Origin of the sequence: Corallococcus sp. RDP092CA (genome assembly GCF_041903675.1) — a bacterium.
Taxonomy (GTDB): domain Bacteria; phylum Myxococcota; class Myxococcia; order Myxococcales; family Myxococcaceae; genus Corallococcus.
In genome coordinates, this window is sequence record NZ_JAYESI010000001.1 from 300,070 (window position 1) to 315,086 (window position 15,017).

At 73.4% G+C, this 15,017-nt stretch carries 7 protein-coding genes; 1 reads left to right on the top strand and 6 read right to left on the bottom strand.

Annotated features, from left to right (window positions below; translation table 11 throughout):
- Positions 1 to 49 precede the first annotated feature (49 nt).
- The 6 genes from U8525_RS01190 to U8525_RS01215 all read right to left on the bottom strand — a co-directional run bounded on the left by U8525_RS01190 (position 50) and on the right by U8525_RS01215 (position 13,486).
- Positions 50 to 1,849 carry a diguanylate cyclase domain-containing protein gene (locus U8525_RS01190; protein WP_374259952.1) on the bottom strand — a complete coding sequence of 600 codons (1,800 nt, stop codon included), beginning with the start codon at positions 1,847 to 1,849 and terminating at the stop codon, positions 50 to 52.
- 130 nt (positions 1,850 to 1,979) lie between these two features.
- On the bottom strand, positions 1,980 to 3,452 hold the full coding sequence (locus U8525_RS01195) for a CHASE2 domain-containing protein (protein WP_374259955.1): 1,473 nt from the start codon (positions 3,450 to 3,452) through the stop codon (positions 1,980 to 1,982).
- A gap of 1 nt (position 3,453) precedes the next feature.
- Complete coding sequence (locus tag U8525_RS01200; protein ID WP_374259957.1) at positions 3,454 to 4,629, bottom strand: FecR domain-containing protein; 1,176 nt, start codon at positions 4,627 to 4,629, stop codon at positions 3,454 to 3,456.
- Positions 4,626 to 11,930 (bottom strand): Ig-like domain-containing protein, encoded by a 7,305-nt coding sequence (locus tag U8525_RS01205; protein ID WP_374259960.1) that lies wholly within the window; start codon positions 11,928 to 11,930, stop codon positions 4,626 to 4,628. The genes U8525_RS01200 and U8525_RS01205 overlap by 4 nt, the downstream gene beginning before the upstream one ends.
- Before the next feature lie 596 nt (positions 11,931 to 12,526).
- Positions 12,527 to 12,916, bottom strand: a complete 390-nt coding sequence (locus tag U8525_RS01210) for a response regulator (RefSeq protein WP_374260530.1) — start codon at positions 12,914 to 12,916, stop codon at positions 12,527 to 12,529.
- Positions 12,917 to 13,072: 156 nt separating this feature from the next.
- Positions 13,073 to 13,486, bottom strand: coding sequence for a response regulator transcription factor (locus U8525_RS01215; protein ID WP_374259963.1), 414 nt, complete (start codon positions 13,484 to 13,486; stop codon positions 13,073 to 13,075).
- 363 nt (positions 13,487 to 13,849) lie between these two features.
- On the opposite strand from U8525_RS01215, the gene U8525_RS01220 reads away from it, so the two are divergent.
- Positions 13,850 to 14,791: a hypothetical protein gene (locus U8525_RS01220; RefSeq protein ID WP_374259965.1), complete on the top strand. Its 942-nt coding sequence runs from the start codon at positions 13,850 to 13,852 to the stop codon at positions 14,789 to 14,791.
- Positions 14,792 to 15,017 lie beyond the last annotated feature (226 nt).

A 15,017-nucleotide genomic window follows, 5' to 3' on the forward strand; every position in this document is an offset into this window, starting at 1 on the left:
TCCCACCCATCAGCCCGGCTTGTCGCCCGGAGGGCCCCGGGGGGGCGCGTCAGTCCTTCTGGATGGCGGGCTTGCGCTCCGGCTTCGCGCGGGCCAGCGCGGCGTGCGCCCGGTCCAGGGTGCCGTTCGGATCCTCCTCGCCCTGCACCGTCACGGCGATGGAGACCCAGCCGGGCGGGCCGGGCGCGTCGTGCAGCCGCTGGCGCACCGCCTCCGCGGCCACCGCGTCCGCCCCGGGCAGGGCGAGCAGGAAGCTGCCCCCCGTCCAGCGCACCGCGAAGCCCGGCGGAGGGCAGAGGCCCTCCGCGCGCCGGGCCAGCTCGCGCAGCGCCTCGTCGCCCGCGTCGAAGCCCCGGGAGTGGTTGATGTCGCCCAGCTCCACCAGGTCCACCAGCACCAGGCTGACGGGCAGCCCTTCCCGGCGGCAGCGGCCAATCTCCTTGGCCAGCCGCTCCTCGCCCACGCGCCGCGTGTCCAGCCCGGTGAGCGCGTCCTGACGCAAGAGCCGCTCGCGCTGGGCCTCCAGGTCCGCGCCGCCGCTCAGGTCCATCAGCGACAGGAGCTGCGCGACGCCGCCGGGCACCAGGAAGGGCCGCGCCACCCAGCGCACCCCGCGCGGCTGGGGGCGCTCCAGGGACAGCGTCAGGTCCACCCCGCGTGAGCCCTCCGCCGCCAGGTCCAGCCGCCGCAGCGTGCCGCCTGGATCCGCGGTCAGGCTCGCGACGTGCTGGCGCAGTGAATCGAAGGGCATGCCCGACAGCCGGTCCTCCGGCAGTCCCAGGAGCTCCGCCAGGGCCGCGTTGGCGGCGAAGGGCTTGCGGCCCGGCGCCACCACCAGCACCGGCACCGCCAGGGCGCTCACCGCCTCACGCACGAGCGCCAGCGCCGCCGCCTCGGTGAGCACCGGCTCCGTCGCGGCCGGGGGCCGCGGCGCGGCGGGGCGTGTCCGGCCCCGGAGCGTGGTGTACTCCAGGTCCTCCGCCACGCGGCCCGCCAGCTCGCGCAGCGCCGCCAGGTCCTCCGGGCCGAGCATCAGCGTGCGCGTGTCGATGACGCACAGCGAGCCGAGCACGTCCCCCGTGGAGGCGATGAGCGGCGCGCCCGCGTAGCTGCCGACGATGCCGTCGCGCACCAGCGGGTTGTCCCGGAACACCGGGTGGCGCGTGGCGTCCGGCACCACCATGGCCTCGCGGCCCTGCACCACGTGGTGGCAGAAGGACCAGTCGCGTGGGGTGCCGCGGTCCTTCGCGAGCGCGGGGGGGAGCCCCACGTGCGCCTTGAACCACTGCCGGTCGCCCAGCACCAGCGTCAGCAGCGCCACGGGGACGCCGAAGGCCTGCGCCACCTCCGCCACCAGCTCCTGCAACCCGGCGTCGGGCAGGCCCGGCTCCACCAGCTTCAGCTCATCGATGCGCGCGAGCCGGCGCTGCTCCACCTCCGCGTCGAGCTCCAGCTGGCCGTGGCCCGCGAGCTGTCCCGCGAGCGCGCGCCGCATCCCGTCGCGCATCGCCTCCGGCCCCGCGCGCCGGCTGAGCAGCGCGTGGATGCCCAGCGCGTCCTTGAGCTGCCAGGCGCGCACGCGCAGCTCGTCGAACGCCGTCACCACCATCACCGCCGTGTCGCTCGCGTCCGAGCGGCCCCGCAGCCACGCCAGCAGCGCGAACCCGTCCACCCGGGGCAGCGCCAGGTCCGTCACCAGCAGCGTGGGCGCGCCGCGCAGGCGCACCAGGTCCTGGGCCTCCGCGCCATCCCGCGCGACCACGCCCTCCAGCCCCTCCTGTCGCACGAGGGAGAGCAGGCCCGCGGCGCGGTGGCGGTCCGGTTCGGCGATGAGGGCGTAGCGGGGCATGGCGTCCAGCCCATGCTGCCACGCGGCCCTCGCGCGCGTACCCTGGTCCTTTGTTCAAGTGAGGTGTCGCCTGTCCACGGGCCCGCGGTGCAGGGCACTCGCGGGTTTCCACGATCCGTCCCGTCCCCGGTCAGGAGCGGGGATCGCCCGGACGCGCGCGCGACGTCCCGGCCTCCCCGTCCGCCGGGGGGGCTCCGGCGTCCTGCGCTGCACGACGCGGGGGGGGCGCCTCCCGGGGGAACCGGCCGAACAGGCGCTTGAGGGCGCCGCGCTGCCGCTGGAGGTCCTCCGTGCGCTCGACGGTCTCCGCCAGCGTCACCAGCACCACGCCCACGACGGCGGGCACCAGCGGCACCACCCAGCCCGGGACCGCGAGGAGCCAGCCCACGAACGCCGTGTGCGCGACGAGCAGCCCCGCGGCCAGGCCCACCACCGCGCCCAGGCTCCTCGCGCGACCCCGGCGCCAGAGGAGCACGCCCAGCACCAGCGCCGTCTCCACCAGGCCCACGAGCCGCGCGGGGCCCATGGCTCGCAGCACCCGGCCGGTGCGCAGGTTGTCCATCGCGAAGGCGTGGATCTCCACGCCGGGCACCGCCAGCTGGCCGGGCAGGGTGCTCTGGCCGTGCAGCCCCGTGGCGGTGACGCCCACGAACACCGTCTTCTCCCGCAGCACCCGGTCCAGCCCCACCGAGGACGGCCCGGCGGCGAGCACGTCCGCCAGGCTCACGCGGGGCAGCCACTCCGGCGCGGGCAGCCGCATCAGGGGCGAGCCGTCGTCGATGGCCGCCACGCGCAGCAGCGCCTCCGCGCGCTCCGGCCACAGGCGCAGCGCCGTCGCCAGCGCCAGCGACGGCCACGCCTTGCCGTCCACCCGCACCGCGTAGGGATAGCGCCGGATGACGCCGTCCGCGTCCAGCAGCACGTTCAGCGTCCCGCTGCCCCAGGCCGCCAGCCGCAGCGGGGCCATGTTCGTGGACAGGCCCTTCGCGGCCAGCCGCAGCGCGTCCGCCTTCAAGGGCACCGGCGACAGCGGGTCCCCCGGCACGGGCAGGCCGCCGGGCTCGTCCGCCAGCGCCACGCTGCCCAGGATGACGGTGCCCACCGAGGACAGGGCCTCCGTGAGCCGCGCGTCGCCATCCTGCGCGTACAGCCGCGCCTCCAGCTCCTGGGCCAGCGAGGCGCCCGCGGGCGTGTCCGCGAGTCCGGACGCGCGCAGGCGCTCCAGCACGTCCTCGCCCAGGTCCAGCGCGTCGCGGGGCTCGGGCGCGTCGAAGAGGATGTCCACCACCACCGCCTTGGGGCGGGAGGCCGCCAGCGCCTGGAAGGCCTTCGCCCAGGTGGCGCGCGACAGCGGCCAGCGCTCGCCCAGCATCGCGAGCGCGCGGTCATCCACCTCCACCAGCACCAGGTCCGGGGCGGGCGGCAGCGGGGGCAGGAGCCGGCTCGCCGTGAAGTCGTACAGCGTCCGCTCGCCCGCGCCCGGCGCGCCGCCCGTCACCGCCGCGCCCACCGCGAGCAGCAGCCCCACGCCCGCGCCCAGCCACCGGGGCAGGGCGGGCGAGGACAGCCACGAGGAGCTGGGACCACGAGCAGGCAGCGTCATCTCACCCGGCGACGTCGAAGCTGAAGATCTTCGACGGGTAGCCTACGAAGCCGTCGGCGTCGACCGCCAGCACCCGCCAGAACCACTTGCCTGGGCCGGCCGCCGCGTCCACCGTGGGGTTCGTCGACTCCTGGACCTTCACGTCGCCCGTGAAGTCCGCCGTCGTCCCCAGCTCCACCCGGTACACCTTCGCGCCCGGCACGCCCTTCCACACGAGCGGGGGCGCCTTCGGGTACGCGCCGCCCCGGGGCCGCTCCAGCGTCGGCGCCGCCAGCAGCGCGCGGGGGGCTTCGGGCGCCTCGGAGGGCCGGACCCGCGAGCCGAAGCCCGCGTCCACATCCACGGAGCCCTGCTCCGCGCCCAGGGCGACCTTGCCCTCCAGCGTCTCCAGGCGGCTGGTGCTGTCCTCCTGCTGGGACACGCGGAAGCGCGTGCCGCGCACACCCGCCACCGCGCCGCGCGTGCGCACCTCGAAGGTGGAGCCCGCGCCGCCCGGCGCCGCCTGCGTCTCCACCGTGCCCCTCACCAGGTCCAGCAGCACCTTGCGCTGGCGCTCGGCGGTGAGCTCCAGCGTGCCCAGGCGCACGGCGCTGCGAGGGGACAGGATGAGGAGGCTGCCGTCCGCCAGCGCCAGCTCCGCCCGGCCGGTGTCGTCCGTCGCCACCAGCTCGCCCGCGTACAGCGCGTCTCCGGCGAGGCGCGGCGTGGGCGGCCCCTCGCCGGGGCTCACCGTCACCTGCCCGCTGGCCGTGCGCAGTCGCGCCACCGGGGCCTGCGCGGGCCGCTCCACGTAGGCGAGCTGGAGCTGGGCCGGGGCGCTGGGGTCGGCCGGGGGCGCCACGAAGGACACGCGCGTGCGGGGGACGCCGGCGTTCACCAGCACCTCCGCCGCGGCCTTCGCCACCGCCAGCCCCTGGCCATCCAGGCGCTCCGCGTCCGGCACCTTAGCGGCCACGGTGAGGCCGCGGATGGCGGGGCGCGCCTTCACGGCCTCCGCCACCTCGCGCAGGCAGGCCTCCGTCTGGGGCCCCTTCGGCGCCAGGGGGTGGCCCGTCGTGAGCCGCCCGTTGTCGAACGACAGTCCGCCGCAGGCGCCGTCCGCCTCGGCCGCGAGCCCGGTGACGGGCGAGGCCGACAGCAGCAGCGACAGCAGCAGGGGGGCGCCCGTCTTCCTCACGGCGACACTCCTTCCGCCTGGCCGGCGGTCCTCAGGATGTTGAACTCCACGCGGCGGTTGCTCTCCCGGCCCTTGGCCGTGGCGTTGGTGTCCACCGGCTTCGTCTCACCGTAGCCCACCGCCTCCAGGCGCGCTCCTTCGATGCCGCCCTTCATCAGCCAGTCGCGCACGTTGTTCGCGCGCCGCTGCGACAGGTTGAGGTTCTTCGCGTCGTCGCCCTGGCTGTCGGTGTGGCCCTCCACCCGCACGAGCTCCAGCTCCGGGTGGCTGCGCAGGATGGAGACCACCTGGCCCAGCAGCGGGAAGGACTTGCGCAGGATGACGTCCTTGCCGGTGGCGAAATACACCTTGTCCAGGATGACGATGCGCGAGCCCTCCAGGCGCACCTTCGACGCGCCCTTGTCCGGGCACCCGTCGTCGTCCTTCACGCCGTTGATGACCTCCGCCTCCAGCGGGCACCGGTCCGCCGTGTCCGGGATGCCGTCCCTGTCGTTGTCCGGGTCGGGGCAGCCGTCCTCGTCCTCGAAGCCATCCTGGTCCTCGGCCGCCGTGGGGCAGCGGTCCTCGGCGTCCGGGATGCCGTCGCCGTCCGTGTCCACGGACGCGGGCGGGAGGGTGAGCGGGGCCGGCGCCGAGACGCCCTCGGGGGTCGGCTGGGCCTCCGGCGCCGTGTCCGGGCAGCCGTCGTCGTCGCGGTAGCCGTTCACCGTCTCCGGCTCGGTGGGGCAGGTGTCGGCCGTGTCCGGGATGCCGTCGTTGTCGTCGTCCGGATCCAGGCAGCCGTCGTCGTCCTGGAAGCCGTCGAAGTCCTCGGGGCCCAGGGCGCAGGTGGGCGCGCGCGGGGCCGCGGCGGCCGCCGGGGGCTGGGGGCCTCCCGGCGTGTAGGCCAGCCCCGCGAGGACGCGGAAGGCGGGCGTGCCATAGCCGCGCGTGAGGCCCGGCCCTGCGCCCACGTGCGCGGCGAAGCCCTGGGCGAAGCGGTACTTCACCGCGCCCAGCAGCTCCAGGGGGAACTCCTCCTTGTCGGACTCCGTGAGGCCCACCGCGCCCGCGAGCGTCGCCTGCGCGGACAGCGCCTGGGTGATGGGCACCTCGGCGCCCACGCCGAACGCGAGCTCGTTGCCCACGCGCAGGTTGCGCAGGTCCTGCGCCTTGCGCAGGTTCACGCCCACGTTGGCGAGCAGCCGCAGCGACGGCGTGGCCCACTCACCGGCCACGCGCGGCTGGAAGGTGAGGCCGTCCGCGCCCAGGAAGTGGTCCCCTCCGCCGGTGGGCAGCGTGAAGGGCGCGACCACCGCCAGGCTCAGCGCGCCCCTGGACAGCAGCGCCAGCTTGGGCACCACGCGCAGGTCGCCCAGGCCCGCCGTGCCCACGCCGTCCGCGAACGGCGCGGCCACGGCGCCCGCGGGCTGCGAGCCGGTGACCGTCAGCGGCAGCACCAGGCCCACCTCCAACCGGTCGAAGAGGGACACCGAGCCCATCAGGTCCAGCGACACCTGCCGCTCCACGATGTGGTAGACGAACGCCTCCTCCCGCGGGTCGTAGAAGTTGAGCGGCTGGTGCGCGTAGTTGAGCGACGCGCCCACGTTCCACGTCAGGTGCGGCGCGACGCGGGCGCTGTTGAGCCCCAGCACGTCATACGCGCCCGGCCCCGGCCTGTACTGCTGCACGTCGATGGCCTGCGACACCGTCGGCTGGGCCTCCGCGCGCGGCGCGACGCCCAGCGCCAGCCCCGCCGCCACCGTCAGCGCCAGCCCCCGGAGCGTCCCCAGGGCGGAGGGGGACCGGCGGCGACGGCCGAGGAACGGCACGGACAGCAGGCCCAGCGCCAGCGGGAGGAGCCCCCCGGCGCCGCCCGTCGAGCAGCCCCGGCCCAACACCTGGAAGTCGTCGTCGGGGTCGAGCGGGTTGGTGCCGCCCTTCACCTCGACGCCGTCGGAGATGCCGCCGCCGTCGGTGTCCGCGTTGTTGGGGTCGGACTCGTTGGCGTCGCGGAGGCCGTTGGCGTTGGCGTCCTCCGCGCCATCCGAGAGGCCGTCGCCGTCCGTGTCGCTGACCAGGGGGTTGGTGGGGTTCTGCCCGCGCACCTCGAGGCCATCCCTCAGGCCATCCGCATCCGTGTCGGCGTTGCGGCGGTCGGTCTCCGTGGCCTGGGTGATGCCGTCGTGGTTCACGTCCTCCTCGCCATCCAGCAGGCCGTCGTTGTCGCTGTCGGTGTCGAGCGCGTCGATGAGGCCGTCGCCGTCGGTGTCGACCAGGCCGTCGAGGGCATCCGTCAGGCCGTCGCCGTCGCTGTCCGGGTTGAAGGGGTCGAGGCCCAGCTCCAACTCGGTGGCGTTGTCCACGCCGTCGCCGTCCGCGTCCACGTCGTCGGAGGCGTCGAGCGGGTTCGTCTCCCCCGCGTCCACCTGGCCGTTGTGGTTCTTGTCCTCGATGCCATCCCAGACGCCGCCGTTGTCGGTGTCGACCTGGAGCGGGTCGGTGGTGGTGGCGGGGTCGGCGTCCGCGACGAAGCGGGCCGGGTCGGTGCCGGTGCCCTGGGGCTGGGTGAGGCCCAGCTCCAGGCCGTCCGTCAGGCCGTCGCCGTCGGTGTCGGCGAGGGTGGGGTCGGTCTCGGTGTCCTGGGTGATGCCGTCGTGGTTGGCGTCCTCGTTGCCGTCGAGCAGGCCGTCATCGTCGGAGTCATCGTCCAGCGGATCGGTGCGGCCGGAGTGGACCTCCACGCCGTCGGACAGGCCGTCGCCGTCGGTGTCGGCGTTGTGCGGGTCGGTGCCGGCCAGCGCCTCTTCCGCGTCGGTGAGGCCGTCGTTGTCGGCGTCATCGGTCGCGGACCAGGACCAGGTGGCGGGCGACCCATCCGTGTTGCCCGCCGCGTCCGTGGCGCGCACGGCGAGGGTGTGGGGGCCGGCCGTCACGGTGAAGATGGCCGGATCCGCGCAGGAGGTGAACGGACCGTCGTCCAGGCTGCACGCGTAGGTGACGCCCGGCTCGTCGGCGTCCAGGTCGAACGTGGCCGGGTTCGGCGCGTCGTCCGCGACCGGACCGGAGCGGATGAACGTGTCCGGCGCGGTGGTGTCCACGGTCCACGTGAAGGTGGCGGGCGTGGGGTCCACGTTGCCGGCCGCGTCCACCGCGCGCACCTGGACGGTGTACGTGCCGTCCGCCAGCTCCGTGTGCGCCTGCGGGCTGGTGCAGGGCGCGAAGGCGCCCGCGTCGAAGCGGCACTCGAAGGTCGCGGTGGACTCGTCCGAGGTGAACTCGAAGGAGGCGTCGCGGTTCGAGGTGACGGTGGGCACGGACGCGGTGAGGAACGTGTCCGGCGCCACGAGGTCCACGCCGAAGGCGACGCTCGTGGACGGGCTGACGTTGCCGGCCGCGTCCACCGCGACCGCGGAGACGGTGTGCGCGCCGGTGTCCAGCACCGGGCCCGTGGAGAAGCTCCACGCGCCGGTGTCGGACGCAGCCACGGCCGTGCCCACGAAGACGCCATCCACGGTGACGCGCACGGTGGTGCCCGGCTCGGCCGTACCGGTGTAGGACACCGCGCCCGTGTTGAGGAGGGCGCCGTTCGCGGGCGAGGTGATGGCCGGCGCCTCCGGGAGGCTCAGGTCCACCGTCCAGGTGTACTCGGCCGGCGTCGGGTCGGCGTTGCCGGCCGCGTCCACGGCGCGCACGGCGAGGGTGTGCTCACCCTCGGAGAGGGCGTCGAGGGTGAAGGGGCTGTCGCAGGAGGTGAACTCCGCGTCGTCCACGCTGCACTCGTAGCCGATGCCGCCGCCGGTGGAGCTGAACTCGAACGTGGCGCTGGCGCTGTTCGAGGGCTGGGCGGGGCCGGACTCGATGGTGGTGTCCGGCGCGTCGGTGTCGATGGAGAAGGTGAGCGACACGGGCTGGCTGGTGTTGCCCGCCGCGTCCGTGGCGGTGGCGCTCAGCGTGTGCTCGCCGTCCGCGAGCGTGGCCTGCACGGGGTATTGCCACTCGCCCTGCTCGTTGACGAGGACGGGGCCCAGCGGCGCGCCGTTGTCGAGCACCAGATACACGGTGCTGCCCGGCTCGGCGGTGCCGGTGATGACGGGCGAGGCGGAGGTGAGCACCTGGCCGCTCGTGGGCTGGAGGACGATGGGGGCGTCGGGAGGCGTGAGGTCCACGGTCCAGGTATAGCTGGCTGGCGAGGGATCCACGTTGCCGACCGCGTCGATGGCCGCGACGGTGAACATGTGGGGGCCCTCCTCCAGGCCCGTCGCGGTGTACGGCGACGCGCACGCCACGCTGGTGTCGTCCAGGCTGCACGTGAAGTCGGCGACGTCCGCGTCCGTGCCCTGGAAGGTGAACGTGGCGGTCGGGCTGTTGCTCGCGACCGGGGGATGCGAGGTGATGACGGTGTCGGGCGCCACCGAGTCCACGCTGAACATCCGCTGGGCCGCGTCGCTGACGTTGCCCGCCGCGTCCATCGCGGTGGCGCTGACGGTGATGGGGCCCTGGGGCAGGTCGGTGGTCGGCGTGAAGCTCCAGTGGCCGGCGCCATCCACGGTCAGCGGACCGTAGGCGGTCCCGCCGATGACGAGCGTCACCTCCGAGCCGGGCTCGGCGGTGCCGGTGATGGTCGGGCGCGCGGTGGTGACGATGGCGTTCGCGGCGGGCGCGGTGATGACCGGCGAGCCCGGCGCGGCGGTGTCCACGGTGAAGCTGGAGGTGGCGACGGGGCTGGTGTTGCCCGCGGCGTCCTGGGCGACGGCCGTGAGGGTGTGGCCGCCGTCCCCGAGCGCGGGGCCGGGCGAGAAGCTCCACGCGCCGTCGCCGTGGGTGGTGACGGTGCCCAGCGGGGCGCCGTCCAGGGTCAGCGTGACGTGGCTGTCGGGCTCGGCCGTGCCGCTGTAGCTGATGGGGGCCGCGTCCAGCGTCGCGCCGTTCGCGGGCGTGGCGATGACCGGCGCGTCGGGCGCGGTCGCGTCGACGGTGAAGGACACCGTGCGGGCGGGGCTGGTGTTGCCCACCGCATCGCTGGCCGTGACGGACACGGTGTGCGGGCCGTCCAGGAGCGAGGAGGACTGGCAGGACCACGCGCCGTTGGAGTCGGCCGTCGTGATGCACAGCACGGTGGTGCCTTCGCGCACGGTCACGGTGCTGTGGGCCTCGGCCGTGCCCGCGATGACGGGCGTCGGCGTGGCGACGAGCTGACCGGGCGTGGGCGCGGTGACGACGGGGAGCGCCGGGGCGGTGGTGTCGACGGTGAAGGGAACGGCGGTGCTCGCCGGGCTGGTGTTGCCCACGTCGTCACGGGCCGTGGCGGTGACCGTATGCGGGCCGTCCGGGAGCGTGGCGGACTGGCAGGACCACGCGCCGGACGCATTGGCCGTCGTGGTGCACAGCACGGTGGTGCCCTCGCGCACGGTGACGGTGCTGCCCGCCTCCGCGGTCCCGGTGAACGTCGGCGTCGTCGTGTTGAGCGCCGCGTTCTGCGTGGGCGTGGAGATGACCGGCGCCACCGGCGCCGTCGCGTCCACGTTGAACCCGACGGAGGCCGTGGCGCTGGGGTTGCCGTTGGCGTCCGTCGCCTGCGCGCTCACCGTGTGCGCGCCGTCTGGAAGCGACACGGTGGAGGCGCAGGACCAGTCGCCGGACGCGTTCACCGCCGCGGTACAGAGCACCGTCGCACCCTCGCGCACGGTGACGGTGCTGCCTGCCTCCGCGGTGCCGCTGAAGGTGGGCTGGGAGGTCGCCAGCGTGGTCCCCTCCGTGGGCGCCGTCACCGTGGGCGCGGACGGAGCGCCCACCGGGATCGTCGTGGGGCCGGTTCCCACCGGCGGCGAGGACGGGAAGGAGGTCTCCGGCGCGCCCTTCTCGCCGGTGCTGCGCACGATGGCCTGGTTGTCGATGCTGCCGGTCGCCCCCACGTTGATCGTCACCTGGAAGACGACCTCGGTGCTCTCTCCAATCTCGATGACGCCGCCCTGCGTGGCATCGGCGCCCGTTCCCAGGCGCACCGTCAGCCGGCGGTTCGCCGCGTCGTAGTCGGCCTGGTCATCACCCTCCGCGTCCGTCTTCGCGCCGGTGTTGGCGCCCGACGTCACCCGCAGCGAGCCCGGCACGTAGGTGACGTTCGACGGCAGGTCGTCCGTGAGCACGGTGAGGATGCCGGAGTCATCCCCCGTGTTCGTCGTATGCACCGTGTACTCCAGCACGTCGCCGCCGCGCAGGCTGCCGTCCGGACGCGGCGCCACCGGCGCCACGCTCTTCACCGTCTGGACGAAGTCCGGCTTCTGCGTGGAGATGGACGTGATGAACGCGCCCAGCAGGTACTGATCCGACGAGGAGGTGGCGGACACCGTCGCGGACGTCTGGCCCGCGGAGACGCGCGCGGTGATGTCCACCACGTCCAGGTCCAGGCCCTCGGAGGAGCCGGGCGTGCCGGCGAGGCGCGGCAGGTCCCCGTCGTTGCTCTGCGCCACGCCCAGCTGGCTGCGCGTGCCATTGAAGAAGTTGGTCGCCGGGTTCTGCGCGTCCGACAGGGCCACGCCGTTGAACTTCAGCGCGTCGCCCGAGTACCCATTCTCTCCCTCGTAGGCGATGACGCCCAGCTTCGCCGAGTAGCCCGAGGCCGGCACCAGGAAGCCGGACAGGGTCGCCGTCGCGCTTGAGCCGCTGCTCACCGAATCCAGCCCGTCGAAGAGCGTGAGGTTGCGCAGGGGCTCGCTGGCCAGCCGGTAGAAGACGACCATCGCCCAGCCGGAGTAGGGGAAGGTGTCGTTGACGTTGCGGAAGTCCAGCACGTCCACGTCAGAGAGCAGGTACGCGCCCGGGCCGCGCTGCTGCACCAGCGCCGTCACGTCCGCCGTGGACTGATAGGAATAGTTGCTGCTGGACGTGTAGCTCTTGCTGCTGTCCGCGGTGATGGGCGTGGAGAAGGCGTCCGTCCCCACCCGCGACAGCGTCACGGACGTGCCGGGCGCCATGGGCCCCGCGCGGCTCTGCACCGAGCGCACCGCGCCCCAGTACAGCCGCGCGTACGTCACCTCCGCGCCCGGGGGCAGCACCAGCACCGCCTGGCTCTTCGAGTCGCCCGGCGCCACCGCCGTGCTCGCGGACGCCGTGAGGCCGTCGGTGGTCCAGTGCACGTCCGACGCGATGTCGGCGGTGTTGCTGCCGCAGGCGCCCACCGTGCCCTCCAGCGGCGTCGGCGTTCCGCCGCGGCACTCCTGCGACAGCGTGTTGCCGAACAGCACGAAGTCGCCTCGCTGATCCACCTGGTAGCGCAGCGCCGGCGCGGCGGAGGCCCTCGCGGGAAGGAGTGCCAGGAGCACCAGGCACGACAACATCCAGGCACGCGCGAGGGGGGCGGGGGCCCGGTCGGAAACGGGAGCGAGGTCGCTGGGGGGGAGGGCCATGGGAACCCGTTGGGAGTGCGGCGTCGAGGGTCGGTGGAGGGGGGACAGGGAGGTGCCGCGACCCGCTCGCGCCGTGCGAACCGGCCCTGACAGGCACCGGCTCACGAACAGGGGAAACGCCGAACCCGAGGACATTCGCTGAGGAGGCGCGTCGTCGGAGATCAAGAGGCGCGGGGGCACGGGGCTGCGGAAGAGCAAGGCCGGGGCCAGCCGTGTTGACCGGACGACGCTGAGTTCTTCCGAGTGGTTGGAATATTGAACCCGCCCGCCCGGAGAGCGTCGTCCAGGATCCGGATCCACTTTCCGGAAAGCGGATCCGCTCGGGTCGAAGTCCCGGCGCGTCACCTGGGGACGCGCGAGAGACGCGGCACGGGATGGCTGGAAGGTGCAGGGGCGGAGGGGCACCCGAACGCGGAGTGGATCCGCCGTGCGCCGCGCCTCGACGGGAGCCCGCTGTCCCGCTGCCCGGTGAATGGGCAGGGCCGACACGGTCCACACGCGCTACGACGGTCCTAGCGCGAACCTGCCAGCAATTGCGACACGTGCTCCGCCAGGTCCGGCAGGGGCTGGGGCTTGCTCAGCACCAGGTCCACTCCCAGCGCCCGTGCGCGGGAGCCCAGGTCCGGGGTCGCGAAAGCGGTCAGCAGCACCATGCGCGTGCAGGGAGAGGCCTCGCGCAGCCGCTGCGCGATGATCAGCCCTTCCTCGGACTGCGTGCCGCTCAGCCGCAGGTCGCTGATGACCAGGTCGTACCGGCCGTGCTTCACCCGCTCCAGGGCCTCGTCGAGGTCCGTGGCCGAATCGACCTCGTACCCGGCGCTGGAGAAGAAGCGGCCCAGGACCCAGCACAGGACCGTCTCGTCGTCGATGATCAGCAGGTTCCGGGGCACGCGAGGCGGCATGAGCAAGGGAGAGGCCAGGGACCCGGAGCCACGAGCGATGAAGTCTTTACAGCCACTTGGCCAGGCGGACGGGCGTCCGCCACGCGCAGTTGTCCAGGTTGCGGATCCATTTTCCGGAATCCGGACGGAAACCGGGAAGAAGAGGTGTCCGGTTCTCTAGCGAACGAGCGGGATGGGCTGGGGCTGGTCCTCGTTGGCCGCGGCGGGGATGAGCGCGGACAGGTGGAGGAGGAGCACGGGCATCAGCTGCGGCTTGGGCAGCAGCTTGGTGATGCCGCTGGACCACGCCGAGTGGCGCACCTCGTCCAGGGGCTGCGCCGTCATCAGCAGGATGGGAAGGTGCGCGTCGTGCAGGCGGAGGTCGCGAGCGAAGCGCAGGCCTTCCTCCAGGCCGGGCCGGCCGAAGGGGTGGTCGATGAGGACGGCGTCGAACGGGTGCGTGTCCAGCAGGCCGCGCGCCTGTCCATCCGTGCGCGCAGTGAGAACGGTGAAGCCCGCAGCCGTCAGGTGACGCGCCGTCGCCCCACGAACCGGGGGCTTGGAGTCGAGGAGGAGGATTTTACCGTGCATGCACAGCAACAGTGCAGCGGTTGTGCCACGCAAGGCGTCATCCCTCTATCTCAGTCATTGCAAGGGATTGCGGGCGAAGGGGAGAGACCTGCGGCGTCTGTTTTCCAGTTCCTGGACCGGTCTCCGGAATCTGGAATCCCGCGGGGAGCGCGACAGCGTTTTCTGGAGGGACAGGCGGGCGGTCGGGCCCCCGCTTGGAGTTGGCGAGGCCCCCTGGATGCGCGTGAGAGAGGAGCAGTTCATGGAGAGGGCCGTCGCGATGTCTGGCTGCTATTGGCATCAGCGGCGTGATGGCGCACGGGAGGGAGAACTTTTCGCGGGGCCATGCGTGGAAGGGGCCACGTCCTTCCCATCGAGGCTCTCGTGCTCGCACTCCGCCCGCTGTTCTGTTGCATTGCCATTGTCCTGTCCTCCACCTCGGCCCTCGCGCAGTACAACAGGGCGGCGGGGCAGAACGCGCCCGTGGAGCGCATTCGCGAAGAGGTGACGCGCGATGACGGCTCCCGGGAAGTGCGCGAAGTGGTGCGCCCCGCGCAGCGCGACAGCTGGGGCAACGCGAAAGGCAACCAGAACGACCTCGCCGTGGACGGCGCCTTCGAGGGGCAGACGGTGGCCGTGCTCCAGTTCTACACGCAGGGCTTCGACTTCTCCCTGCCGAAGGCCGCGCTGAAGGAGAAGGGCTTCTCCGTGTACCGCTGGGTCAACAGCGCGCCCGAGCCCAAGAAGCTGCGCAAGGGACTCCAGAAGGCGTGTCAGCTGTGGATCATCTCCGACTCGACGCAGCACCTGACGCCCGAGCACGTGAAGGTCATCAAGGAGTTCTTCGACGCGGGACACGGTGTGTACATCTGGGGCGACAACGCGCCCTACTACGCGGACGCCAACGTGGTGGGCAAGGCGCTGCTGGGCACGAGCATGGTGGGGGACGTCATGGGAGACCAGACCGTCGGCCTGCGGAAGGATGGGGCGGGGCCGGGGCTGCTGCGCCGACACCTGCTCACCACGGGCCTCGAGTACCTCTACGAGGGCATCACCATCGCCACCATCCAGCCGAGCCCGCAGCTCACGCCGCTGCTTCATGGCTCGGCGGGCAACCTGGTGGCGGCCTTCTATGACAACGGTGGCAAGCGGGCCATCTTCGACGGTGGCTTCACGCGCCTCTACAACAAGTGGGACACGGCGGGCACCGCGCGCTACGTGAAGAACGCGGCGGCGTGGCTGAGCAACGTGGAGCGCTTCGGCGACGCCGTGGTGCGCGCGGACCTGCGCGACCCTCCGGCCCAGGAGCCCGCGCCGAAGCCGTGAACCCGCTGGGGATGCGCCTTCACTGGCAGCGGGCGGGGAGGGCGCACGGGAACCGCGCGACAGGCTGACGCAGGCGATGGCGAGGATCCAGGGATCCGCGCGTGCGCGGGGAGAGGTGGGCACCCCAGGCCGCCGTGCGTTCCGCGCGAACGCACACGCGTGTCCAGGCAACGCGTCAGCCCGTGCTCCATCGCCGTGTTCCCCAGGGAGGCGCTCCCGCGCGGGC

Excerpts from the sequence above, each read along its gene's own strand:
- U8525_RS01190 (WP_374259952.1), bottom strand. The coding sequence starts at position 1,849 with ATGCCCCGCTACGCCCTCATCGCCGAACCGGACCGCCACCGCGCCGCG.
- U8525_RS01195 (WP_374259955.1), bottom strand. The coding sequence starts at position 3,452 with ATGACGCTGCCTGCTCGTGGTCCCAGCTCCTCGTGGCTGTCCTCGCCC.
- U8525_RS01210 (WP_374260530.1), bottom strand. The coding sequence starts at position 12,916 with ATGCCGCCTCGCGTGCCCCGGAACCTGCTGATCATCGACGACGAGACG.
- U8525_RS01215 (WP_374259963.1), bottom strand. The coding sequence starts at position 13,486 with ATGCACGGTAAAATCCTCCTCCTCGACTCCAAGCCCCCGGTTCGTGGG.